Here is a 24,918-nt window from a genome sequence, read left to right on the forward strand (position 1 = left end):
CGGACCCATCGCCCGACCCGCACCCACGACCCCAGCACCCGCCCGGCATCCGCCGCTAGGTCAACAACCACGCCAGTGTAAGCGATTGCTCTTCGAATATCCGCCCTTCCACGCTCAGATGGATGCTCTTGCTCTTTTGAAAGACGAACGGCAGTTTGATCCAGTCGCCATCGAGATGGATATTTCCTTCGAGCTTCATATGTTTGCGGAAATCCAGCTCCCCCCGGCCATACCATTTGAAGATGGCTTCTTTTGCATTCCAGATCAGCGTCAGGAATTCCTGGAAGACACGACCCCGCAACCCCCACTGCTCGAGGAAAAGGCCATAATCCTCGTTGAAAAAGTGCACTTCTTCCTCATTGAGGAATTTGGGTGCCAGCCGCTCGATGCGGGGGGTGATAAGTTCTATATCCACCCCTACCCTGCTATTGGTGCTGACGATTGCAGCGGCATAATTCCCGCAATGCGAAATGGAAAAATGAAACTTCTCGCTTGCCAGGAAAGGCTGCCGGGTATCGGCAACCCTGATCTCTTCCACCGGGAATTCAGGGAAAAGATAGCACAGGAGATAACGACCGGCAAGATGCTGCAATCGTTTAAAAGGGTGCGTGACATCCCTCTTTAGGGGCACTTTCTGCAGGAAAAAGGATTCTGGCTCTTCGATATGCCAAATCCCTAATTTTGTCTCTTGGTTGATATTATGTTGATAAAACAGGGGCATCTCTAAAATTATATTCACATATTCGCAAACCTAAACAGTTTCGCAAGCAAAATAACCAAATTTCAACATGATCCTATCCGATACTCGTATTCTGGAAGAAATCGAAAAGGGAACGATAAAGATCGAACCCTATGACAGGGCTTGCCTGGGAAGCAACTCCTACGATGTGCACCTGGGGAAGTGGCTGGCCACCTACCGGGAACATATCCTGGATGCCAAAAAACACAATGAGATCGAATATTTCGAGATACCGGAGGAAGGGTTTGTGTTATACCCACATATCTTTTATCTCGGAGTCACCGATGAATATACCGAAACCCACGCACATGTCCCCTTCCTGGAAGGGAAATCTTCCACTGGACGGCTGGGCATCGACATCCACGCTACGGCCGGCAAAGGCGATGTCGGCTTCTGCGGCAACTGGACCCTCGAGATCTCGGTCAAACAACCGGTAAAGGTCTATAAGGGTATGCCAGTAGGGCAACTCATCTATTTCCCTGTGGAAGGGGAGATCCTGGTGAAGTATAATCAGAAAAAGAACGCCAAATACAATGGCCAGCCCAATAAGCCCATCGAGAGCATGATGTGGAAGAATAGCTTTTAAATATTATCCCAGCCTACCTTCTCGGCATAAGCGATAAGCCAGGCCGTCACCTCTGTATAGGTGACGATACCCTTCGGCTGGCGGTTGGCGCGCAGATAACCGCCATATATCTGCCAGACGCGGCTCTCCAGCGGATTGGCATATTTCCGTAAAAATGCCCGCAGATCGCGGAAGTCCTGGCGCACCTGTGGATGCAATTGCTTTACAAGCCCCTTTACAAACACCGAATCCCTGTTATACAGCTCCCCTGTAGCATACATCCAGAAATCGAAATAAGTGGAATACCGGAAACCAGGGTCGGGGCAATCATGGCCAGACAAATACCCTGCAAAATTCGCTTCGTTCTCCCGGGCATAGCCCAACTGATGCCCCATCTCGTGGCAGGTGGTATAGGGCTGTGTAAACCCCAGCTGACAGGTGTTTACCTGGGCCTCCCCGGTAAATGGGTTATAATAGCCACTATAGCCAATATAAAGCCCGATATAGCTGAAGAGGGACGGCTTGATGGAGGAATAGGGATAGCTGAACCGGCTGTCCCTGGCGCTAAGACTGTCATAAGCGGCAACGGCGCCCGCGAACAGGTACCGGTGACGATCGAGCTTCGGTCTGTCTGTCCGGCCTATGCTATCGAGCTCGTTCAGTTTTAAAACAAGTCTCGTCGTCAGTTCTTTGAGTTCGTCCGTCGAATAGGGATGCACCTTCAGCTGCAGTTGATAGGCGAGGCCCTTGCGATCGTAGTTCAACCCCCAGAGGCCATTGAACAGCACATAGACCCACAGACAGACAAAAAGGGTCTTCCGGGCAAACGAAACAAACCAGGCCCAGCCGGCTTCCCGCCGGATAAATGTCCTGATCGTTCGCACCAGCGCAACAAATAACCAAACGATCACCGCCAGGTATAAAAGATCGCCAAAGCTAAAAGGCAGCCAGCCGAAAAGGATGCGTTGCAGCCTGGACAGGAGCAGATAGACCCCCGTGGAATAATATTTTTCCACAGCCGCAGGGAAGAACGACAACACTTTGATGACGGCTGCAAGCAGCAGCAGGACGATCCAGGTTATTTTGTGCCGGACGGACATATGGGCTAAAAATAGGCTAAATATTTACTTCATCCATGTTAAATTGCAAACCAAAGCAAGCCAAATGAAAGCGGAAACCCTGGATTTTAACAAGAACGAAGACGCGATGCATCAGGCCTTAAGCCAACTCAAGCAACGACTGGAAAAAATAGCGCTCGGCGGCGGCAAGAAGGCAATAGAGAAACAAAGAGAAAAAAATAAGCTCACCCCGCGGGAGCGTATCCGGCATCTGGTGGATGAAGGCTCTTCTTTCATCGAACTGGGCGCTTTTGCCGGCTACGAGCTTTACGAAGACCAGGGTGGCTGTCCCGCAGGCGGCACGGTAGCCGGCATCGGCTATATCAGCAACCGGCAATGTGTCATCATCGCCAACGACCAGACGGTAAAGGCCGGCGCCTGGTTCCCCATCACAGGAAAAAAGAACCTGCGCCTGCAGGAGATTGCGATGGAAAATCACTTGCCGGTGGTCTACCTCGTGGACAGCGCCGGCGTATTCCTTCCCATGCAGGATGAGATCTTCCCCGACAAAGAGCATTTTGGCCGCATCTTTCGCAACAATGCCCGGATGAGCGCCATGGGCATCACTCAGATAGCCGTCGTCCTGGGGCCATGCGTGGCCGGTGGCGCCTACCTGCCCATCATGAGCGACGAGACGTTGATGGTCGAAGGCAACGGCTCCATCTACCTGGCCGGCCCCTATCTGGTAAAAGCGGCCATCGGCGAAGACGTCGACGCCGAGACGCTGGGCGGCGCCGTTACCCATACGGAGATCTCGGGCATCGCCGACTATAAATTCAAGACGGAGCAGGAATGCCTCGACGAGGTGAAAAAGATCATGAGCCGCCTGGGGTCGCCCGCGGCCCCCATCTTCGATCGGGTAAAACCTGTCCCTCCCTCCCGGTCGGCCAAAGAACTCTATGGCATCCTCCCCGCCGACGCGACAAAGTCATACGATATGGTCGAGATCATCACCCGCATCGTCGACGAGGGCTCCTTCCTTCAGTTCAAAGAAGATTACGGCAAGACCATCCTCTGCGGTTATGCCCGCATCGAAGGCTGGGCGGTGGGCATCGTGGCCAACCAGCGTAAGATGGTAAAGACCAGGAAAGGCGAAATGCAGATGGGCGGTGTCATCTATAACGATAGTGCCGACAAGGCCGCCCGTTTTATCATGAACTGCAACCAGAAAAAAATACCCCTCGTGTTCTTGCAGGACGTCACCGGCTTTATGGTAGGCTCCCGCAGCGAACAGGCCGGCATCATCAAGGACGGCGCCAAAATGGTCAACGCCGTTGCCAACTCGGTCGTCCCCAAGATCACCATCATCATCGGCAATTCCTATGGTGCGGGCAACTACGCCATGTGTGGCAAGGCCTACGATCCCCGTTTTATTTATGCCTGGCCGACAGCCCGGATTGCCGTCATGGGCGGCGAACAGGCCGCAAAAACATTACTGCAGATACAGGTGAGTGCGCTGAAAGCAAAAGGCCAGGAGATCGACCCGGCGGAAGAAAAGCGGCTGCTGGACGAGATCAAGGGACGCTACGACCGCCAGACCTCCCCCTACTACGCTGCCGCACGGCTATGGGTGGACGCTATCATCGACCCTGCCGACACCCGCCGCGTCATCGCAGAAGGCCTGAATGCGGCCGCCCACAACACCCAGCTTCCCGAATTCAAAACAGGCGTCATCCAGGTCTGATGTCCCGGCCGCCAAACCTTCACCCGCAAGTCCGATCTCGCCCCACGCCTACCCGCGGTCTCCCAAGCTCGCCTGTATACCCTATATTTGTTCCCATGAATAACCAGCTGATCATGTATACGGATGGCTCATCACGGGGCAACCCTGGCCCCGGCGGCTATGGCACCATTCTCTTCTGGGGCGATCACCGGAAAGAGCTCTCCCACGGCTACCGTTATACTACCAACAACCGGATGGAACTGATGGCCGTCATCGCCGGCCTGGAAGCGCTGAAAAGAGAAGGACTCACCATCACCATCTATTCGGACAGCCAGTATGTCGTCAAAGCATGGGAGCAAGGCTGGCTCAAAAACTGGATCGCCACCGATTTCAAAGGCGGCAAAAAGAACAAGGACCTCTGGCTGCACTTCCACGAACTGGCAAAAAAGAATACCCTTCGCTTCGTATGGGTAAGAGGCCACGCCGACAACCCCCACAACAACCGCTGCGATGAATTAGCTACGGCTGCAGCTGACGGTAAGTCTCTCGATGTGGATAAAGTTTTCGAAGCCGAATCCGACCGGTCATAACGCCCCCGCCGGCACGGCCGCCCGATAGACAACCGCATCTTCCTGCGCATTGAGCTCGAACTTCGCCTGGTGAAAAGCAACAAACGCCTCCCCGGCCTTCCGGCTGTAAGGCTCCATGCCCGGCTCGACAACCCCCACCTTCCCTTCCAGCACGATAAAGATCTCCGCCGAATGCGTCCTGATCGTCAGCAATTCCCCCTTCAACAGGCTGATCTTGCTAAGCTCGAAATCCGGCGCCGGCGTCCGAAATACGGCAATCCGCCCTGCGCCATAGTCCTCCGGCACAATACGCGGACGAGTCGCCTCGAACCGGACATGCTTCAGCAGTTCGGGGACATCCACATGCTTTGGCGTCAGCCCGCCCCTCAGCACATTGTCCGAATTGGCCATCAGCTCGACATTCTGCCCCTCCAGGTAGGCATGCGGCACGCCCGCATCCTGGAAGATCGCTTCCCCGGGATGGAGATTCAGCAGATTGAAAAAATAAATGGAAAATATGCCCCGGTCTATCTTCCCCGGTTGATTATAGGTCAACGCGGCCCGCGCGGCCCAGAAATGCTCTTCATGTTTCTTCGATTGCCCTTCCTTATAAGGCGGGAGTATGCGATGAAGTACGGGCTCCAGCACCCGGTTCACCTCCGCCTGCGGCATCTCCATCACCTCCTTATACAATCCCTGGTAACCCTTTTGCTCGAACACCGGCGCCAGAAAACTCAATTCAGGCGTGCCTTCGAGCGTTTCTATCAGGTCATCTTCCGGCTTGAACCCATGCAAAAGCCAAAATTCACTCAGGGCCACCATCAGCTCCGGCTTATGATTATCATCTTTATAATTACGCTCCGGTGCATTCAGCGCAACGCCTTTTTCATTTTCAGCGGCGAATTCCAGCTCCGCATTCCGCTTTGTCGGATGCACCTGGATGGACAGCATATCCTTTACATCCAATATCTTCAACAGATAGGGCAATCTGCCAAAACGCCCTGCCGTATAGGCGCCAAGGGTGCCCTGCGGGTCCTTCCGGATATAGTCGTTCAACGCCATTCCCTCCAGCTCCGCAGGTGCATTATCGTGAGCCCCCATCCAGTACTCGGCAAAAGGCTGGCCCTCCGGATTGGGTATACGCAACAACTGCGGCAAATAAGCAGTGCCCCCCCACGCATAGTGCTGAATTTTCCCCTGTAACTTGAAAACTTTCTGATCCTGTTTCATGTTGTAAACATAAATAAAAAACCCGCACAATGCCGTCGAATACCGAAATTGGCTCGAGAGGGGAAATGCTGGCGGCCCAATGGCTGACCAAACAGGGTTTCGACATTTTAAAACGAAATTTCCGCCATGGCCGTTATGAAGTGGATATCATCGCCGGCCGCAACGCTATCCTTCATTTCATCGAAGTCAAATCTCGCCGTTCGATAACATACGGTCATCCCGAAGAAAGCATAAGCCGGAAAAAACTGGAACACATCCTGCAGGGCGCCGCAGGCTGGCTTTGCCAATGGCCGGGATACCGGCGGGTGCAATACGATGTTCTTGCTATCACTATCCGCAACGGCGCGCCGCCGGAATATGCATTTTTCGAAGACGTCTATTTATGACCATTGAGCTTCTCCATCACGGTCTCCACCAACCGGTAGGTCGCCGGACAATATTCAATATTCTGTTTATACATGTGCATATAGTCGGAATTCATCCGCTTTTTGACATGATGCGGGAAGCCCGCGCAGTCACGGGGCCTGACGGCATAGATGGAGCACATATTGGTCTTAAGATCGAGAAACTGGCAGGGCTGTTTTACATTCATCCAATCCCCGGTCTTGTCCTTATATAGCCATTTCTCCCGGAAAGCCTTAGGCGTCATCCCTAGATGCGCGGATATCCGGCGGATATCTTCCGGTGTATAGGTAGGGGACATTGTCTTACAGCAATTGGCACAATCCAGGCAGTCGGTGCGCTCCCAAACTTCCTTGTTCGCCTCGACCTCGAGGGCATGAAAACCCTTCGGCCTCTTCTTCTCCAACTTGCTCAGGAAATTCTTCATACGTCTCTTGTTATGAAGAACGATCTGTCGAAAACTACGCAAATTAACTGTCGCCATAGGACACAAATATAGGATTCTCCTAACAAAAACGGACCGGAGGTCCGTTGGCCGAAGGCCCGACATTAGCTCTTTGCGGGAGATGCGCTATTTTTCCGGCAGCGCATCTCCCGCAATTCTTTATCTTCGACACATGTGGGAGCCCTATAAAAAAGGCTATAAAGCCTGGCTGCAGCTCGAACGATCGCTGTCGGACAACTCCGTCGAAGCCTATCTCCGCGATATCGACCGGCTCACCCAGTACCTCCAGTCCACCGGCGCCCTGAAGACCCCGGATGCGGTGGAATTGAGCGACCTCCAGCAGTTTGTCCAATGGATAGCCGATCTGGGGCTCAATGCCGCCTCCCAGGCCCGCATTCTCTCCGGCATCCGCTCCTTTTATAAATATTGTTTCATCGAGCAGATCGTCCGCAAAGATCCTACCGCCCTGCTGGAATCGCCCAAACTAAAAAGAGCCCTCCCGGACGTCCTCAGCTTCGACGAGATAGAGTCCATCATCAGCCGCATCGATCTCAGCAAACCGGAAGGCGGTCGCAACAAAGCCATCCTGGAGACGATGTACAGCTGCGGACTTCGCGTCAGTGAAGTGGTCAATCTCCGCATCTCCTGCCTCTATCTCGATGCAGGCTACATCCGCGTCATCGGAAAAGGAGATAAAGAACGACTGGTTCCCATCGGGGAAGCGGCGGTAAAATATATCCGCATCTACCAACAAGAGATCCGCACCCACATCGCGGTAAAACCTGGCAACGAAGACATCCTCTTCCTCAACCGCCGGGGCAGCAAACTTACGCGTGTCATGATCTTCCTTTTCCTTCGTGACCTCGCCCACCAGGCCGGGATCACCAAGAACATCTCCCCCCATACTTTCCGTCATTCTTTCGCCACCCACCTCGTTGAAGGAGGTGCCGACCTGCGCGCAGTCCAGGAAATGCTGGGTCACGAAAGCATTACTACAACCGAGATCTATACCCACCTCGACCGCGAATACCTCCGGGAGACCCTCCATCGTTACCATCCCGCCTTCCGCCACTGATCGCACCCCCAACCCGCGCCAGGATCGCCCCTACGTTCCCGAAATTTTTCTTACTTTGTCCGGGCATTGGCCTCCTTCAAGGACATACCATCCCCTGCAGGCGCTTCTGACCCGGACGGCGACCTCGAACTGATCGCCGCTTACCGTCAATCTTCCGACCTGAAAATGGTAGCGCAACTTTATCATCGCTACCTGCAGTTGCTTTACGGCGTCTGCCTGAAATACCTCGGAGAACCCGAGACAGCAAAGGACGCAGTCATGGATATCTTCGAAGAGCTGGCCCAAAAACTGCTCAAACACGAGGTCGGGAATTTCAGGGGCTGGCTATACACTTTAGCTAAGAACCACTGCCTGATGAAGTTACGTTCCGCCGGCAAGGCAAAGTTCCAATCCTTCGACCCGGAACATATGCAAACGGCCGAAGATTTGCATCTGAAGGACAAGATGGAGCAGGAAGAACAGTTCGAACGCCTCTCGAAATGTATCGAGACCCTGGTTGCCGACCAGAAGACGGTGATCGAACTCTTCTATCTGCAAAACAAATGTTATAAGGAGATCGAAACAGCCACCGGAATGGAATGGAATAAAGTTCGTAGCCACATCCAGAACGGCCGCCGGAATCTAAAAAATTGTATGCAACGCCAGGAAACGGGGAAAGACCCTGCCGTGGCCAAGCCGCCGGAGGCGGCTCGTCCGTAAGGACAGACAAATGAATAATACAGACAACCATACCAACTCCTGGTCCGATGCGGACATCCGGAAATACGGGAAAGGGGAGCTCTCTGCCCGGGAAATGCACGAGCTGGAGAAAGCCGCCCTCGAAGATCCCTTCCTGTCGGATGCCCTGGAAGGCCTGGCCGCCACCCCGCACCCTGGCGAAGACCTAGACGAGCTGCGTGCCCGGCTGGCCACCCGCGTCGAAGAGAAAAAACAACGCTCCCGAATCGGCTGGTTCAGCCGTCCAGCCTTCCGCGTGGCGGCCGCCATCATTTTGCTGGCAGGACTTTGTTTCACCGCTTATAACCTCCTGCTCAACAGAAAAGAGCCCAGCCCCGCAGCCTCCACAGTAGCAAAAGCAACAGAAAAGCCGGCCACCGTCCCGCTCCCCCTGCAACCCGCACCCCAACAACAGCCGGCAGCAGTAGCCGACAGCACCAAAGCGCAGGACTTCGTCGCCGTTGAATCCCATCGACAGGTAAATCACACCAGGAAACCAGCACCCATCACCGTCACCCTCCGATCGACCCCCGCAGCAGACACCGAATTCCTTGCTAAGGAAGCCGCCGATGCCCAGGAAGCCCCCAAACCCGCCCCGACCATCGCCGCACAGCAGGGCTATTTAAAAAATATGGCTTACAAACAAGCCTACCCCCGTCTCCTCTTCTCCGGCCGCGTCGTCGACGCCAACGACAAGCCCCTGGCACACGCCTACCTGAATCTAAATGGCAACACCAACACCTTCACAACAACCGATAACCGGGGACAATTCAATTTTAAAGTAGTGGCGCGGGACACCACGCAACCGATGACGGTCAGCCTGGAGGGCTACCAGCCAACATCCTTCTCCCTCAGCACAAGTACCCTAACCAACAATGTTATCCGGCTGCAGGAAGCTAAAAGCTCGATGGACGAAGTGCTGGTCACCGGCTATGGCGCAAAACGAAGGGAAACCCTTACGGCAGCGCCTTCCGATAGTGATGAGCGGCTGGACTCCGCATGGCTGAAAGTTTTCCCCGTCATCGGCAGACTCGCCTATGAGCAATACCTCGCCACAGCCAAAAAAACGCTCTCCGTCGACTCGACCATCCGGGGGACAGAACGCATTTCTTTCCAGGTGGATCAAAAAGGACAGCTGACAGAATTTAAAATAGAACAATCACTCTCCCCCGCCCACGATGCCGGCCTCATCCAGCTGATCTCGGGCGGACCCGCCTGGCGATTGCTCCGGGGCAAAAAAGCCCGCGCCATAGTGAGCCTCTCATTCCCATGAGCGGTAAGGATCACCCTTACTTTTTGCCGTATCTTCACCCCCTCAAAACCACCACTTCATGAACAAGTTATTCGTTTGTCTTGTCCTGACGGCCTGCCTGTACCTTCCATCCCTGGCACAACAGTCCATCAAAACGCCGCCGCCTTCAGCGCCCCATTATGAGAAACAGGATTTCGGCCTCTCTTCCATCGAACTCTCCTATTCCCGGCCGGGAATGAAAGGTCGCAAGATCTTTGGCGATCTCGTACCCTATGGACAGATCTGGCGCACCGGCGCCAACCAGGCTACCACCCTCACCTTTGGCGACCCGGTGACCATCGGCGGAACAAAAATACCCGCCGGAAAATATGGCCTGCTCACCATCCCCGGCGCCGATGAATGGACCCTCATCATCACGCATCAGCTGGACGTTACCAGCCCGGCCGCCTACAAGCAAGACCAGGACATCGTCCGCGTACAAGCCAAACCCATCCAGCTGCCTTTCTCCATGGAAACCTTTACCATGCTCTTCGCCAACATCACACCCAGCACCTGCGACCTTCAGCTCCTCTGGGAGAACACGATGGTCACAGTGCCTATTACAACAGACATCGATAGCAGGGTCATGACACAGATAGATAATGTCATGAACAAGGACAGCCGTCCTTACTTCACTGCCGCCTTCTATTACCTCGAGAACGGAAAAGACCTTAACAAAGCCCTTGAATGGTTTGACAAAGCCCTCGCACAAGACCCGACCGCCTTTTTTGTTGCCTATCAGAAGGCACGCTGTCTCGCCAAAATGGGCCGTAAAGCCGAAGCCAAAACCACCGCACAGAAAGGCATCGAACTCGCAAAACAAGCCAACAACAGCGATTACGTGACCCTCAATCAGAAACTGATCGCCTCGTTGCAGTGACAAAATAGTTTACTATTATGCCAACCGGAGGAGGGAGGCGCATAAGCAAAATGATCTTACTTGCGTAAGTAAACGATTGCTTATGAAACTTTGCCTCCTCCTTTGCCTTCTTCTTCAGTTGGCTGCCATTACTGTCGTCCGGGCACAGTCCATCAGGATCAGTGGCTTCGTAAAAGACGAGAATGGCCTCCCCATGAAAGGCGCTACGATCAGCGTCAAAGGCGCCAATACCAGTGCCCTCACCGATAGTGCAGGAAATTATGTCATCACCGCGCCGGGTGAACAAAGCGTATTGATCTTCTCCTATTCCGGCTATGAGAAGATAGAGGCCAGGGTAGATCATCGAAGCCGCGTCGATATCCGCATGCAGATCAGCAGGACCAGCCTGGATGACGTCGTCGTGGTTGGATATGGTACACAAAAGAAAGCAGACCTGACGGGAGCAATTGCCACGGTCAGCGGGGCCGATCTCAATAAAAGAGTCGCAACAGACCCCACCCAATTGCTGCAGGGCAAGCTGCCGGGATTATCATTAACCCAGGCCTCCGGCGAGGCCGGCAATGAGAGCCCCACGCTGCTGGTGAGAGGTTATGGTTCCTATGGCTCCTCCAATAGTCCCCTGGTAATTGTCGACGGACTTCCAGGCAGCCTCACCGCCCTCGATCCGCAAAACATAGCATCGGTGACCCTGCTGAAAGATGCCGCTTCCGCTGCCATCTATGGTTCTCGTGCAGCCAATGGCGTCATACTGGTCACGACCAAACAAGGGGCAGGCGGGAAATTCCAGCTCTCCTACGACTATAACATCGGTATCACAAAAGCAACCGCCCTGCCCAATCTCGATTACAATTCACTCGACTACATGACCATGTATAACCAGGCGGCTACCAACTCCGGCTCCCCCACCCTTTTCACCGCACCACAGATAGCCGCTTACACCAACCCTACCGACAAACATTTATACCCCAGCTACAACTGGCTGAAGGCGGTGATGCAGACCGTCGATGTCCAGACCCATCACCTCGGACTGACGGGCGGCCACAACGGTACGACATATAACGTCGGACTTGGATTCGTCGACCAGCCGGACGTTATGATCGGTTTCGCTTACAAGAAATACAATCTTCAATTTAACCTCACCTCCAAAATAAACGATAAGATCACCTTTGGTTCTAGCCTCACCCTCAACTATAGCATCCGGTCTTACCCGGAAGATGGCAGCCAGGACCTGTTCCTATCCACCTTATCCCAATCGCCCCTGTATGGACCCGTACTTCCGGACGGCTCCGGCAGATATACCGCAGAAACCTATCCCAATATAACACCCAACAAGAACCCCGTCGCCGTAGCCCGGACCGCCAATTCCAGCGTCAACGATTTCTTCGAACAGGGTAACGTCTACCTTAATGTGAAATTGGCAAAAGGATTGGAATGGAAGACCAGCGGCGGCTTCAACTTCGATTTCCAGAAAACCTATGTCTACAAGCCCGTCGTCAACCTCTATTATTGGCAGGCAGCTCCCAATGATGTCCCTGTTCGAACGTTGGATGTAGGCGGCCAGGGGCTCTCCGTCAATGAGACTAATTACATTTATCCCGTGGGCTATACCCAACTAACGTATGACACCCGGTGGAAAGACCATCATTTCAAACTCCTGGGTGGCACACAAACGGAATATTACAAGAACCAGTCCCTGGGCGCCGCCCGGGTCGTATACCCGGACAACAGCCTGCAGGAAATAAATGCAGGAAGCACAGGCGCGCAATCCAATTCAGGCTCCGCCTACGAATGGTCACTCCTCTCTTATTATGGACGGTTCAACTATGACTTCGAGAACAAATACTTACTGGAAGCCAATGCCCGCTATGACGCCTCTTCCCGCTTCCCACCTGCCAACCGGTGGGCCTTCTTCCCCTCCGTTTCCCTAGGATGGGTAGCCTCGCGCGAGCACTTCCTGGAAAATATAGACTTTCTAAGCAATTTGAAACTCCGCGGGTCATGGGGTACGCTGGGCAACCAGAACATCGGCAACTACCCCTATCAGAATGTGTATGTAACCGGCTCTTCTTATCCCTACACCTCCACCGGCCTCACCTCCGGCGCCGTCCAGACGGCCCTGACAGATCAAACGATAAAATGGGAGACCACCCGCGTATTCGATTTTGGCGCCGATCTGTCCGTATTCAAGAACAGACTCAGCCTCACCTTCGATTGGTATAATAAACTCACCTATGGTATCCTTGCCCAACAGGTGCTGCCGGCTTACATCGGGCTGACCCCGCCGACAGTCAACAACGGCAAGATGCGAAACACCGGCATCGAGGTTTCCGCACAATACTCCGATCACGTAGGGGAATTCAGCTATTCCGTCGGAGGTACCCTCCAGGCCAACAAAAATGTATTGGTCAAATACGGTCCACCCAACATCGGCAGTACGACGATAGATCGGGAAGGCCAGCCCTACGGCAGCTTCTACCTGTATGAATATGCAGGCATCTTCCAATCCACCGACGAGATCGCCAAATCTCCCTACCAACCTTATAAACCCGTTCCCGGCACATTCAAATTCAAAGACCTGGATGGCAACGATTCCATTACCGCAAACGACCGCGCCGTCGTATCGGGTATTTTCCCGAAGTATGAATATTCCTTCAACGTAAACGCAGGCTGGAAAAATTTTGATCTCACCGTCTTCTTCTACGGCAGCCAGGGACAAAAACAGTATGTCACCGGTTGGGGGATACAACCCTTCGACCAGGGCTCGGTTCCTACAAAGGACTGGCTGAATGCCTGGACCCCACAGCACCCGAGCACAACCCTGCCCCTGCTCTATATCACCGGCACCGGCAACGTCAGCAGCAACATCAGTACCCCCTCTACGTATTACCTGAAGGATGCATCCTTCTTACGGATCAAGAACGTACAGCTAGGCTACAACCTGCCATCTCGAATGGCCCGCCGGGCAGCCATGAGCGCTTTACGGCTATACTTCGCCGCAGACAACCTGCTCACCTTTACCAAATTCCCCGGCCTGGACCCCGAGCGGGTCGTCACCAACGGACGTTATGTCGCCCATCCCCAAAACAAAGTATTCTCCTTTGGAGTAAGAGCCGTCTTCTAAAATTAAAACAGCTACCAATATGCGACTTCATATAAAATACCTGCCTGTAGTAGCCTGCCTGATAGCGCTATCGGCCTGCAGTAAGAACTACCTCGATAAAAACCCGCTCGATCAGATACCCGCCAGCTCCTTCTGGAAGACCCAGTCCGATGCCGACCTGGCCCTCGCAGGCATCTATAATTTCCTGGTCATCGGCAACGACGCCACCAGTGTTAGCTCGGCCGGAGCAGGCTGGGGCGGTGGCTCTATGTTCTGGGAGGCCATCGCCGACAACGGCTACACCCAATCCAGCGGTGGCTCCTTCGGCAGCATCTCCACCGGCGTCATCGAAGCTACGACGGGCGGCATGCAGTCCCAGGCCTATACCGTCTCCTACCAGGTGATCGCCGCCTGTAACAACCTTCTCGACAATATCGGCCGCATCCCCATGGACACAACCACCATGAACCAATATAAGGCAGAAGCAAAATTCTTTCGCGCTTATTATTATTTTCTGCTGACACAATTGTACGGCGATTGCGTGCTCACCCTTCATACGTTGAACAACAGCAATGCCAGCGCCACCTTGCCCAGGGTCGCCAAGGCCATCGTGGTCGACACCATCTTATCCGACCTCTCCTTCGCAGCGGCGCACCTCCCAAATACCACGTATAACGGACACGTCGTCAGAGCAACGGCATTGGGGTACGAGGCTAAAGTTTTGCTGGCCAACGACGCCTGGCAACAGTCCGCCACCATTGCACAAACGATCATCACCGAACACCGGTTCAGCCTGTTCACCGGTGGATACCGCAACCTCTTCTTCAGATCCGGCCAGACCGGCAATCCCGAGATCATGTTCTCGGCCAACTATCTTCCGCCAAACCTGTACAGCCCCTCCGATTGGTTGTACTCCTATCTCAACGTCATTCAGGTGCTGCAACCGCTGGTTAATGATTATGAATGCTCCGACGGTCTGCCCATAACGCAATCTCCCTTGTACAACTCCGCCAAACCCTATGTAAACAGGGACCCACGCCTGGCGGCCACCATCCTCGTACCCGGCGTATGGCGCGGCACGACGCCAAACACGGCTTTCAACCCCGCAACTGTGCCGGTGCCCAGCGGATTCCTGCCCAAAAAGGGCGTGGATTCCACGCGCTTTCCTACCACCTACGCCACTCAAAGCGACCAGAGCTGGGTATTCATGCGGTATGCAGAAGTCCTGCTGATGTATGCAGAGGCGCAAAACGAAGCCATCGGCCCCGACGCAACCGTCTATGCCGCCATAGACTCCGTACGGCAGCGGGTGGGGATGCCCGTACTACCCGCGGGCCTGTCGCAATCGGCAATGCGGACACGCATCCAGCATGAGAGAAGGATAGAGCTGGCGATGGAAGGACAACGGTATTTCGATCTGAAACGTTGGCGGCTGGACAGGGTCCTGATGCCCCTGGTAAAAGACCCTACAAACGCCTACAGGTCCTTTCCCCTGCGGGATACCCTCTGGCCCGTTCCCCAGTCGGAGGTGGATATCGCCAATGGCTATGGCAACAAAGGATTCTATCAAACCCCTGGCTGGAACTAAAAAAAGAATTCCAGCACTTCACTCAACAACACAACACCGATGGCGCCAACTACATTGAACCATAAAAAACTCAATGGAACAATACCTTTCCGGCTCAGAATGTTCAATACGATGACCCCGATCTCCACGATGACGGCACTGATAAACACCGCCGATCCCCTTACCCGGGGCCGGTAGAAAGCAACAAGGAAGATGCCCAGGATAACGCCATAAAAAAGAGACCCCAGTACATTCACCGCCTCGATAAGACTATTGCCCAGGTTGTAGGCGAGCTGCGCTCCCACCACGCAGAAGATACCCCAGAAAAGGGTATACAGCTGCGAAAGTCGGTACAGCCGGTACTCGGGGATCGGATTACGTGCAAATCGCTTGTGAAAGTCGACAATGGTACACGAAGCCAGGGAATTGAGCGTAGCGGCAATAGAGCCCCAGGCAGCAAGGAAAATAACGGCTATCAGGAGTCCGACCAATCCCTTGGGAAGATAGTCGGTGACGAATCGCAGGAAAATATAATTGGTGTCATTGGCATCCCCACTCACGGCAGGATCATTGAGCCACCGGCGTATCGTCGCTTTATAACCCGCCTTCTCCTGCTCGAGGGCCGCCAGCCGGCCCGCCCCTCCACTCCCCATCGCGACCCCGTCACCGCCGCCCCCCGACCCACCATCGCCGATCACGGCCAGTCGCTGGCTCTCCACCGCCTCATAGCGGCTGGTCACCATCGCCAGTGAATCCTTGTATTTCGAATGCGCCAGCAACTGCAGCTGTGATTTATTGAAAAACACCGGCTCGGGGTTGTATTGGTAAAAAGCAAAGACCATCACCCCCAGCAACAGGATCAGGAATTGCATCGGAACCTTCACAAACCCATTCATCAGTAGCCCCAGGCGACTCTCGCTCAGACTCCGCGCAGTAAGATAACGGCCCACCTGCGACTGGTCGGTGCCGAAATACGACAGCGCCAGGAAAAATCCGCCAATGATGCCACTCAGCAGGTTGTAGCGGTCGTTCCAGTCGAATCCACCGCCCTTTCGGCCAAAACCCGTGGTAATGATATTGAGCTTCCCCGCCTTGCCTCCGATGTGTAATATCTGGGAGAGGCCTATCCCCTCCGGCAGCCGGTGAACGACAAGATAGCCCGCAATGGTCATCCCCGCAAAGATGATGATCATCTGCAGCTGCTGCGTATAGGCCACGGCCTTTGCACCACCGCTCACGGTGTAGATGATGAGCAGGCCGCCCATAAAGATATTCGTCCAGAGGATGTCCCATCCCAGCAGGGAAGAAAGAATAATGGAAGGCGCGGAAATGCTGATACCGGTGCTGAGCCCGCGTTGCACCAGGAAAAGAAAGGACGTCAGCGTACGGGTCTTCAGATCGAACCGCTGTTCGAGAAATTCATAGGCGGTATAGACCTTCAACCGGTGAAACACCGGTACAAAAGTGATACAAAGAACCACCATCGCCAGCGGCAGCCCGAAATAATATTGGACAAACCGCATCCCATCCGTATATGCCTGACCGGGAGCAGACAGAAAAGTGACTGCACTGGCCTGGGTCCCCATGATACCCAGCAACACCATATACCAGGGCACCGTTCGGTTGGATAGAAAATATCCATCCAGGTCCTTGGTAGTACGGCTTTTGTACAATCCATAGGCAATGATCCCAAGCAATGTCAGGGCCAGTACTATCCAGTCGGGCCGGCTCATGAAAAGTGTTTGGTCAGCAAATAAAAAATGACGATACAAAACACCAGGAAGCCGATCACCAGCCAATACCACGTGGACCATTTTGAAAAAAGCGGCGCTCTTTCCTCTTCCATGATTATTTCTTATTACGATTTGCGATCAACATGGCTACCACGAGCCCGATAAAAAGCCCCACCAGCAGCCCAAACGTCGCCCGTTTGATAAACCGTCCAACCACAAGACCTATTACGATAGCTGTTACAATTGCGATATCCCTTCTTCGATGCATACGGATTAAAAACCCTTTTTCTGATTTAGTGCAATAATATTCGCCATCAGCCGGTAGGCCCCTGGTACACCGGCAGGCAGCTCCCGAAAGAAGACGAGACCTGTATAAACAAACGTCCCTTTGCCATAATGCGCGACGATCAGGCTGCCCTTCTGCTCCTGTTCGCCTGGATCGCTCATCGACAACACCTCCTGGTAGGCAGGATCGGTCTGTCCGGCAAAATAGATGCCCCGCTCTTGTATCCATCCCTCGAAATCGGTGGAGCTTATCTTATTGGGATAATTCAGCACGGCATGGTCAGGCAGCAGGAAATGCACGGGCGCATGCTCATCCGTCACCCGGATATTGGCGATAGCGAAGTTGTACGGACCTATCGCAGTCGTCATCCGGCCCAGGTTGCCACGGTTATATTGAACGATAAGGTTACCACCCTCATTGACATATTGCATCAACACCTCGTGCCTGGCGCTCAGCCAGTCATGAACGTCATAGGCCCGGACACCGGCGATGACGGCGTCGAACTGTTTTAAAAAGGCAGGGGTACAGTCCTTCTCGTTCAAAAGCACCACTTCATACCCCATCTCTTGCAGCGCTTCCGGAACCTTGTCACCGGCGCCTTCGATATACCCAATGCGATGACCCGCAATCCTGACATCCGCGAGCACGAATTTCTCCCTCACCATCTTAAAATAATCGATGCGGGGAATATGATCGTAGGCTATGGTCCTTAATTGCAGCGCGGTATCCTGCCGGCCGTTCCGCTCAAAAAGAAGGCTGGATATCACCGTTCCGGTTGCGTCGGAAGGCGACGGCTTCGCCGTCCAGGCAAGCCCCGCAGACGACCCTATCGTAAGACCCGGCGTCGGAGTCAGCACCATCTTCGGCAGACCCGCATGACCCGTACGATCCATCGCCTCTACCCGGAAGCCCTTCTGCTCCCCATCGGTGAAGAGCACCAGGTCGGGATTGAATCGCGCCGTGGCCGGCGGCAATACGGTCAGCGGCTCATATAACTCCCCTTTTACGGCGTCGGTATATTTATACTGCACCGGCCGCGTCAACACCATCTCCTGGCCACTAACCTCCAGCCGGAAGCTGACGGAATAAGCAGGCGCGCCCACCGGATCACCGATCAGCCGCTGGTCTTTTACGTTAAAAGAACCCGGCGACATGTCTTCCATCAGCCAATAAGGCTGCGTCAACGGCTTGTCGAGCGAGACATAGAGGTTCCGTGTGAATGAATAGTTTTTATCTCCATCCAGGTTCATCTGTAATACGGTATCGAAACGATCGAGCGTCACCTCCCGGAGAGCAATAGGCGCATCCAGCCGGTTGTTCAGCACAATCTGCACCGGTAGGGAATCACCCTGCACGGCATAAGGACTACGCGTCACCGCCTCCAGCCACAACCCGCTGCAGTCGGTGATGAGCGCCGCCACCTCCTTGAGCTTTTGCGTCTTCCAGTAGCCGTCTTTCAGGTCTCCTATCGCCTTATAGACCGCTGCAAGACCCGCCACCGACTTTTCCGGGTGCGCCAGGGAAAAATCCCGGATAAGCTGGTTCACCATCCGCTCTATCTTTTCCCCGCCTTCGACCCGGCGCCAGGTGGTCTCCACCCCCTCCATCGGATCGCTGTGCGCACCATCCCCGGCCACCAACTTGAAATATTCCATCGATTGCCCACGCGCCGGCGTCAGCGCAGCACCCTGACTTTTATGATTGGTACGGCTTATCGCCGCCAGCTCTCCATAGCTTTTGCCCAGGATAGGATTGAACCCACCGACATCGATCTTGAGCTGATCTTCACTGGTGGTATTCGCCCCGCCAAAATTGAACGTGTTCCAGAAAATTCGCCTCGCCTGCCAGGGTTTTACTCCATATTTGAGCTGCTCCGGAAACCGGCTGGGGTCCGCCGCCGCAACAAACGCCTCCTGTGCGATCACCGCCGATGCGGAGTGATGACCATGACCCGCCCGGCTATCGGGCGGAAACCGGGTGATGATCACATCCGGCTGGAATCTCCGGATCACCCATACGGCATCGCTGAGAACCTTCTCCTTGTCCCAGGTCTTCAGAGCTTCCTCCGTCGATTTGGTGAACCCAAAGTCAAAAGCACGCGAAAAGAATTGCTCCGCCCCATCCACGCGCCGGGCAGCGAGCATCTCCTGTGTCCTGATCAACCCCAGCTCAACCCCCTGCTCGTCACCGATGAGATTCTGCCCCCCGTCACCCCTTGTCATCGACAGGTAAGCCGTCCGGTACAGCCGGTCCTTGGCCATATAGGCGATCAACCGCGAGTTCTCGTCATCTGGATGGGCAGCCATATACAGCACCGTGCCCAGCACATTCAATTTATTCAACCTCAAATAGATCTCTGCAGAAGTCACCGTCTCCGGTGCCTGAGCAGATGCTGCCAAACCCAACCCACAAAAACCTGCCGCCAGCAAAAAAGCAGATACCCGTTTCATGTAAAAAATTTATTGTCCAACTAAAAACACCGCATTACAGAATAATAGTTTCCCATTTTCCCAGAAGCTGCGAAACAGCGGGTCGTCAGCCATATAAACGACCGATCCCCTTCCCATCTGCTCCGCACCAAAGACCAGCACATCCTTTAGCCTCTCCTTTGCCTTGTTTCCGGTGAACCCGCTCACATAACCATCCTTCCGGATAACACCGACATTCCAGCCACCACCCTTTAAAAATTCATATTCCTTATCATCTTCCTTCAGCGTATAATAATGGTCCGGGTATCCAAAGGCAAGCGGATGGCTATTGTCCAGCTCGACTTTATAGATAGACCCGGGTACGCTGCTGGCCACTTCTTCCCGTTGACGGTTACCATACTGGTGCAGATCCGCATAGTCGTCCCCCTTCTTGTCCTTATCCTCGTCTTTTTTATCTCCATCCTCGCCCTTCAACCTGATCCCCCATTCCATCTTCGCCAGCTGCTCTACCGCATTCTGCATCGCAATAAGCCGGCCGCCCTCCCGCACCCAGCTACGCAGTGCCTCGGCCACATTCTTCTCCTGCAGACTCTGGTAATTGCCGTTCGGCAATATGACAACATCAAAATCTTTCCAGGCGATCCTCCCCGCCGACGCGGCGTTGATCAGGGTAACGGGATAGCCTATCTCCTGTTCGAAAAGATGCCAAACCTCCCCGGCGTTGAGGCTGCTTACTTCATCCCCCGTCAACAGCGCCACCCGGGGCCGATGGATAAGATGGACGAGCCCGCTGCCAAAGTCGGCGCCCTTTTCCACAAATCCGGAAGCGATCGCCACCGGCATGACACCGGCATGATGGGCTGCTTCCATGAGAACAGGCCACAGTTGGTCACCGGCCGCCCTGTTGCCCGTCGCCGTAACAAGCAGGGTGCCCTTGTCGAAGGAGATCCCACCGGATTGGAAGGCCCTCTCCGCATACCTGACTTTTATCCCTTTCTGCAACAATTGGGTCAGGAAGCGAACACTCCCCATCCCCGTCCAGCGGATGGCATAAGCATAGCTGGTGTCAGCGTGGGCCTGGTCAGGCACCAACCGGTCATGATCAAAAGTCATCGTACTCGCACCCGCCCCATTCACATATCCATTCAACCCATAGGCCTGTACTCCATAAACATAGGGTACTGACCATGCCGTAATATCATAAGTGATCGAGTCGCTGATGCGCGACTTCGGCTCGAAGAGTACCCGCACGAGATTGGATTTCGGCTGATTGGCATTGACGACGATATCACCCGCCGCCGCCTTGAAAGTAGCCGGCCGGCCCGACTCATAATCGACGCCCGTGAACATCCCGCCGCCAGCCCGGACATATCGGATACCATTCCGCTCGAGGAAAGCCTTCAGCCGCTCGAGCCGGTCGCCAAAACTATCGTTGCGGAGATAATAAGCCTTGTATTCCCCACCGGGATGATTCACCGCGTCGATAAAATATTTATGGTATTCTTTTATCAGCCGTTCGGCATTGGCCGAAGCTATTTCGATGGTAGAGATGCCCGTCGTAAAATGATGCTCCAACCGCTGCGCCAGTGTCAGGGTATCGCCGTCAGCCGTCAGCACCGCTAGCCCGGCGCCGATGCCGCCCTGCTCAAAGGTCATCCCGATAGCGCCATTATAAATAGGATAGGTGTCCCCGTAACTGGGATAGAACAGGTCGAATTCCTCCTTTGTAAAATAGAGCCACCCGTTGCGATCAAAATAATGGGCATTGTTCTTCCCGATCATCGTCTGAAACTCCCGCTGCCACGGTGTAATTACATCGTGGTAAGGCTCCGCCGCCGGCGCGAAATAATAGGGATTGTTATACCCCTGTTCATGATAGTCCACATGCACCTGCGGAAGCCACGCGTTGTATTTCTTCAACCGCTGCTGTGTCTCCACCTGCGTCTGCCAGGCCCAGTCACGGTTGAGATCGAAGTTGTAATGATTCGTTCTGCCCCTGGGCCAGGGTTCCTGGTGTTCGCGCGACTGGGGGTCAGGATTGGCCTCAACGCCAACAACATCATTATACCAGTGGACATACCGGTCGCGGCCATCGGGATTGATACAAGGGTCGATGATGATCACCACATGCTGAAGCCATTCCTTTGCCCGCGCCGACGCTGGACTCACCAGTTGATAGAGGGTCTTCATGGCCGCTTCAGAGGAAGCCGGCTCATTGCCATGCACATTATAGCTGAGCCAAACGATCACAGGGCCATGTTCGTCGGGTGCAACATTGTCATGAAGCACACCCGCAAGTCGCAGATTGTTCTGCCGGATATCTTCCAACCGCCGCAGATTCTCCGGGCTGGCAATATACGCCAGCAGCAACGGACGCCCCTCATAAGTTGTTCCATACTGCTCTAGCTTCACTTCGTCCGGCACAGCACGCGCCACAGCCTGGAAATAGCCGGCTATTTTATCATGCGGCGTGAAGTGCGCACCGAGCGGATAACCCAGCACAATGTCCGGCGAAGGTGGGTTCTGGGCGCAACAACAGCAGGCAGATAGCAGCAGACCAAAGAAGAGGCTAGACTTCATAACCGACGAATGTAAGTAAACAATGAAAGATAAAAAAATGCTAACTTAGGGGGTTCAACACGAGACCGGCCGGAGGCCGGTCGCCCGAAGGGCAATTATTAACGAAAAACATTCTTCTCCACATGCGGCGACCGTTCATCCGCCTTTGGCTCCTTTGCACACTTATTTTTTCGTCAGAAGATCTCTTGCTGGCACAGGATCCGGCTACTCCTTATCACTACGCTATCCGGAAGACAGCCGCCGTCACGCATGGCGCCGTCGTCTCCGCCCACCCGCTGGCAAGCAATGCAGGCCTGAACATTCTCCGGCAGGGCGGCAACGCCTTCGACGCAGCCATCACAACCCAGCTGGCACTAGCCGTCGTATTTCCCGGCGCAGGCAACATCGGCGGCGGCGGATTCATGGTCGCCCATACATCCAAAGGGAAGAACATCACACTCGACTACCGCGAGAAAGCCCCCGCAGCGGCTACCCGTGACATGTATCTCGACGCGGCAGGCAATGCCCGCACCGATCTCAGTCAGAATGGTCATCTCGCCTCGGGCGTCCCGGGCTCCGTCGCCGGCATCTTCGCTGAATACAAGTATGCCCGCCTGCCTTTCGCCCGGCTGATCCAGCCGGCCATCGATCTGGCCGGGAACGGCTTCGTCATCACCGAAGCAGAAGCCCGCGGCCTCAACGGCGCACAGACAGCATTTAAAAAATACAATACGGTGACATCCGCTTTCATAAAGGAAGGCGGCTGGAAGGCCGGCGATACGCTCGTACAAAAAGATCTGGCAAAGACGCTTCGCCTCATTCGCGACCAGGGCGCCAAAGGTTTCTACGAAGGCGAAACCGCCCGGCTCATCCTCGCTGAAATGCAGCGTGGTCAAGGCATCATCAGCAACGCAGATCTCAAAGAGTACACTGCGAAAGAAAGAGTACCTTCCGTATTCCCCTATAAGCAATATACCATCGTCACCATGCCCCTGCCCAGCAGCGGCGGCGTCGTCCTGCAGCAAATGCTGAAGATGGTGGAAGACCAGCCGCTCGCAAGCTATGGCTTCGAGTCGGTGAAAGCCGTACACCTGATGACGGAAGTCGAACGGCTGGCCTATGCCGATCGCGCCCAATACCTCGGCGACCGTGACTACTACGCGGTTCCCGTCGATACGCTTACCAGCAAAGCCTACCTACGGCGCCGCATGGCGTCTTTCCAGCAGGATAAGGCCGGTAACAGCAAAGACATCAGCGCCGGCATTCTGGAAGCAAAATCCGAAGAGACGACCCACTTCGACGTCATGGACAACGAAGGCAATGCCGTCTCCATCACCACTACCCTCAATGGGTGGTATGGCAGCAAAGTCGTGGTTGGCGGAGCCGGGTTCTTACTCAATAACGAAATGGATGACTTCAGCGTCAAACCGGGCGTCCCCAATATGTATGGCGCCGTCGGCACGGAAGCCAACGCCATCGCTCCCGGCAAGCGCATGCTAAGCTCCATGACCCCCACCCTCGTCCTGGATAAAGGGAAGGTCTGCCTCGTCGTGGGAACCCCCGGCGGCACTACCATAACAACGTCCGTTTTCCAAACGCTCGTAGACATACTCGACTTCGGCCTCAGCCCCGAAGACGCCGTCAACAAGCCGAAATTCCACCACCAATGGCTGCCCGATCAGCTCTTCGTGGAAGCCGGCTTCCCCGCCGGTGTCCGCGAACAATTACAAGCCATGGGTTATACCATCACCCAACGCGGCAGCATCGGCCGCACAGAGGTGATTGAAATACAACCCAGACCCGACCACAAAATAATAGCCGTAGGTGATAATCGCGGCGACGACACCGCGGCAGGTTACTAACAACTAAAATACATTACTATGAATACGCTCGGCGCTACCTATCTCGATTCAGCGATCAAACGCTTCCTCACCTATAAGGTCTTAGGCGACATGACCTTCGCCCAGTTGGAAGAAAAAGACTTCTTCTACACTCCCGGCGAATCCAGCAACAGCATCGGGGTCATCATCCAGCACATGCATGGCAATATGATCAGCCGCTGGACAAATTTCCTGACAGAAGACGGCGAAAAGCCGGGCCGCAACCGGGATGAAGAATTCAGCCCGCCCAGCTGCACAAAGACGGAGTTGCTGGCCATGTGGGAGGAAGGCTGGCGCTGCCTCATCGATACCCTCCGGTCGCTTACAGCAGGCGACCTGCTCAAAACGATCACCATCCGCCACGAACCCCTGCTGGTGGTAGACGCCATCAACCGCCAATTGGCGCACTATCCCCATCATGTCGGCCAGATCGTTTACATCGGCAAGATGATCCTGGACAACAGCTGGACAAGCCTGTCGATCGCCAAAGGCTCATCCCAGGACTTTAACAAAGCAATGACAGAGAAGTACAAAAAGTAAGGGATCCAGGGGTCCGCCCGGCAAGCTCCGCTTGCCGGACATAATGAAAAACGAGGCCGTCTAGTTTTCGCTTGAGATGGCCTCGTTTTTGGTATCTAATTTGCACTTACCCCTGTAAGTCGTAATTTTA

The 24,918-nt window shown here is 54.5% G+C and carries 20 protein-coding genes; 12 read left to right on the forward strand and 8 right to left on the reverse strand.

Features of this window, described 5'->3' with window-relative positions; all coding sequences use genetic code 11:
* Positions 1-55 precede the first annotated feature (55 nt).
* Positions 56-721 carry a 4'-phosphopantetheinyl transferase family protein gene (locus IEY39_RS05475; protein WP_188929296.1) on the reverse strand — a complete coding sequence of 222 codons (666 nt, stop codon included), beginning with the start codon at positions 719-721 and terminating at the stop codon, positions 56-58.
* A gap of 67 nt (positions 722-788) precedes the next feature.
* Here IEY39_RS05475 and dcd point away from each other — a divergent pair, with 67 nt between their 5' ends.
* On the forward strand, positions 789-1,325 hold the full coding sequence (gene dcd, locus IEY39_RS05480) for a dCTP deaminase (protein WP_188929298.1): 537 nt from the start codon (positions 789-791) through the stop codon (positions 1,323-1,325).
* On the opposite strand, the gene IEY39_RS05485 is transcribed toward dcd, so the two are convergent.
* Positions 1,322-2,404, reverse strand: coding sequence for a DUF3810 domain-containing protein (locus IEY39_RS05485; RefSeq protein ID WP_188929300.1), 1,083 nt, complete (start codon positions 2,402-2,404; stop codon positions 1,322-1,324). The genes dcd and IEY39_RS05485 overlap by 4 nt on opposite strands.
* A 64-nt stretch (positions 2,405-2,468) precedes the next feature.
* Between IEY39_RS05485 and IEY39_RS05490 the strand changes: the two genes are divergently transcribed.
* Complete coding sequence (locus IEY39_RS05490; protein WP_188929301.1) at positions 2,469-4,106, forward strand: acyl-CoA carboxylase subunit beta; 1,638 nt, start codon at positions 2,469-2,471, stop codon at positions 4,104-4,106.
* A gap of 95 nt (positions 4,107-4,201) precedes the next feature.
* A complete protein-coding gene (gene rnhA / locus IEY39_RS05495) occupies positions 4,202-4,675 on the forward strand; it encodes a ribonuclease HI (protein ID WP_188929302.1) in 474 nt (157 codons plus the stop codon).
* Here rnhA and manA read toward each other — a convergent pair.
* Entirely contained in the window at positions 4,670-5,884 is a 1,215-nt protein-coding gene (manA, locus tag IEY39_RS05500; protein ID WP_188929303.1) for a mannose-6-phosphate isomerase, class I, read from the reverse strand. The genes rnhA and manA overlap by 6 nt on opposite strands.
* A gap of 29 nt (positions 5,885-5,913) precedes the next feature.
* Between manA and IEY39_RS05505 the strand changes: the two genes are divergently transcribed.
* On the forward strand, positions 5,914-6,270 hold the full coding sequence (locus IEY39_RS05505) for a YraN family protein (protein ID WP_188929304.1): 357 nt from the start codon (positions 5,914-5,916) through the stop codon (positions 6,268-6,270).
* On the opposite strand, the gene IEY39_RS05510 is transcribed toward IEY39_RS05505, so the two are convergent.
* Positions 6,261-6,713 carry a YkgJ family cysteine cluster protein gene (locus IEY39_RS05510; protein WP_188929306.1) on the reverse strand — a complete coding sequence of 151 codons (453 nt, stop codon included), beginning with the start codon at positions 6,711-6,713 and terminating at the stop codon, positions 6,261-6,263. The genes IEY39_RS05505 and IEY39_RS05510 overlap by 10 nt on opposite strands.
* Positions 6,714-6,903: 190 nt before the next feature.
* On the opposite strand from IEY39_RS05510, the gene xerD reads away from it, so the two are divergent.
* From xerD to IEY39_RS05540, 6 genes are all read left to right on the forward strand, one after another.
* Positions 6,904-7,806, forward strand: a complete 903-nt coding sequence (xerD, locus tag IEY39_RS05515) for a site-specific tyrosine recombinase XerD (RefSeq protein ID WP_188929307.1) — start codon at positions 6,904-6,906, stop codon at positions 7,804-7,806.
* Positions 7,807-7,872: 66 nt separating this feature from the next.
* Positions 7,873-8,505 carry an RNA polymerase sigma factor gene (locus IEY39_RS05520; RefSeq protein ID WP_229688781.1) on the forward strand — a complete coding sequence of 211 codons (633 nt, stop codon included), beginning with the start codon at positions 7,873-7,875 and terminating at the stop codon, positions 8,503-8,505.
* Between the two features lie 10 nt (positions 8,506-8,515).
* Positions 8,516-9,796, forward strand: a complete 1,281-nt coding sequence (locus IEY39_RS05525) for a carboxypeptidase-like regulatory domain-containing protein (RefSeq protein ID WP_188929308.1) — start codon at positions 8,516-8,518, stop codon at positions 9,794-9,796.
* A 58-nt stretch (positions 9,797-9,854) separates the two neighbouring features.
* On the forward strand, positions 9,855-10,694 hold the full coding sequence (locus IEY39_RS05530) for a DUF2911 domain-containing protein (protein ID WP_188929309.1): 840 nt from the start codon (positions 9,855-9,857) through the stop codon (positions 10,692-10,694).
* Between the two features lie 82 nt (positions 10,695-10,776).
* Positions 10,777-13,815 (forward strand): SusC/RagA family TonB-linked outer membrane protein, encoded by a 3,039-nt coding sequence (locus tag IEY39_RS05535; protein ID WP_188929310.1) that lies wholly within the window; start codon positions 10,777-10,779, stop codon positions 13,813-13,815.
* Between the two features lie 19 nt (positions 13,816-13,834).
* Positions 13,835-15,382: a RagB/SusD family nutrient uptake outer membrane protein gene (locus tag IEY39_RS05540; protein ID WP_188929311.1), complete on the forward strand. Its 1,548-nt coding sequence runs from the start codon at positions 13,835-13,837 to the stop codon at positions 15,380-15,382.
* Here the strand turns inward: IEY39_RS05540 and IEY39_RS05545 are convergent.
* The 4 genes from IEY39_RS05545 to IEY39_RS05560 form a co-directional block, all read right to left on the reverse strand.
* Positions 15,379-17,094 carry a sodium:solute symporter family protein gene (locus IEY39_RS05545; protein ID WP_188929312.1) on the reverse strand — a complete coding sequence of 572 codons (1,716 nt, stop codon included), beginning with the start codon at positions 17,092-17,094 and terminating at the stop codon, positions 15,379-15,381. The two genes, IEY39_RS05540 and IEY39_RS05545, sit on opposite strands and share 4 nt — an antisense overlap.
* Before the next feature lie 115 nt (positions 17,095-17,209).
* Positions 17,210-17,362 (reverse strand): hypothetical protein, encoded by a 153-nt coding sequence (locus IEY39_RS05550; protein WP_188929314.1) that lies wholly within the window; start codon positions 17,360-17,362, stop codon positions 17,210-17,212.
* Between the two features lie 5 nt (positions 17,363-17,367).
* Positions 17,368-19,830 carry a PIG-L family deacetylase gene (locus tag IEY39_RS05555; RefSeq protein WP_188929315.1) on the reverse strand — a complete coding sequence of 821 codons (2,463 nt, stop codon included), beginning with the start codon at positions 19,828-19,830 and terminating at the stop codon, positions 17,368-17,370.
* Positions 19,831-19,839: 9 nt separating this feature from the next.
* Complete coding sequence (locus IEY39_RS05560) at positions 19,840-22,389, reverse strand: M14 metallopeptidase family protein (protein ID WP_188929317.1); 2,550 nt, start codon at positions 22,387-22,389, stop codon at positions 19,840-19,842.
* Between the two features lie 122 nt (positions 22,390-22,511).
* Between IEY39_RS05560 and ggt the strand changes: the two genes are divergently transcribed.
* Positions 22,512-24,230, forward strand: a complete 1,719-nt coding sequence (gene ggt, locus IEY39_RS05565; RefSeq protein ID WP_188929320.1) for a gamma-glutamyltransferase — start codon at positions 22,512-22,514, stop codon at positions 24,228-24,230.
* Between the two features lie 18 nt (positions 24,231-24,248).
* Positions 24,249-24,788, forward strand: coding sequence for a DUF1572 family protein (locus tag IEY39_RS05570; protein WP_188929322.1), 540 nt, complete (start codon positions 24,249-24,251; stop codon positions 24,786-24,788).
* The last annotated feature ends 130 nt before the right edge of the window (positions 24,789-24,918 follow it).

The sequence above is a fragment of the Puia dinghuensis genome (genome assembly GCF_014642875.1).
Taxonomy (GTDB): Bacteria; Bacteroidota; Bacteroidia; order Chitinophagales; family Chitinophagaceae; genus Puia; species Puia dinghuensis.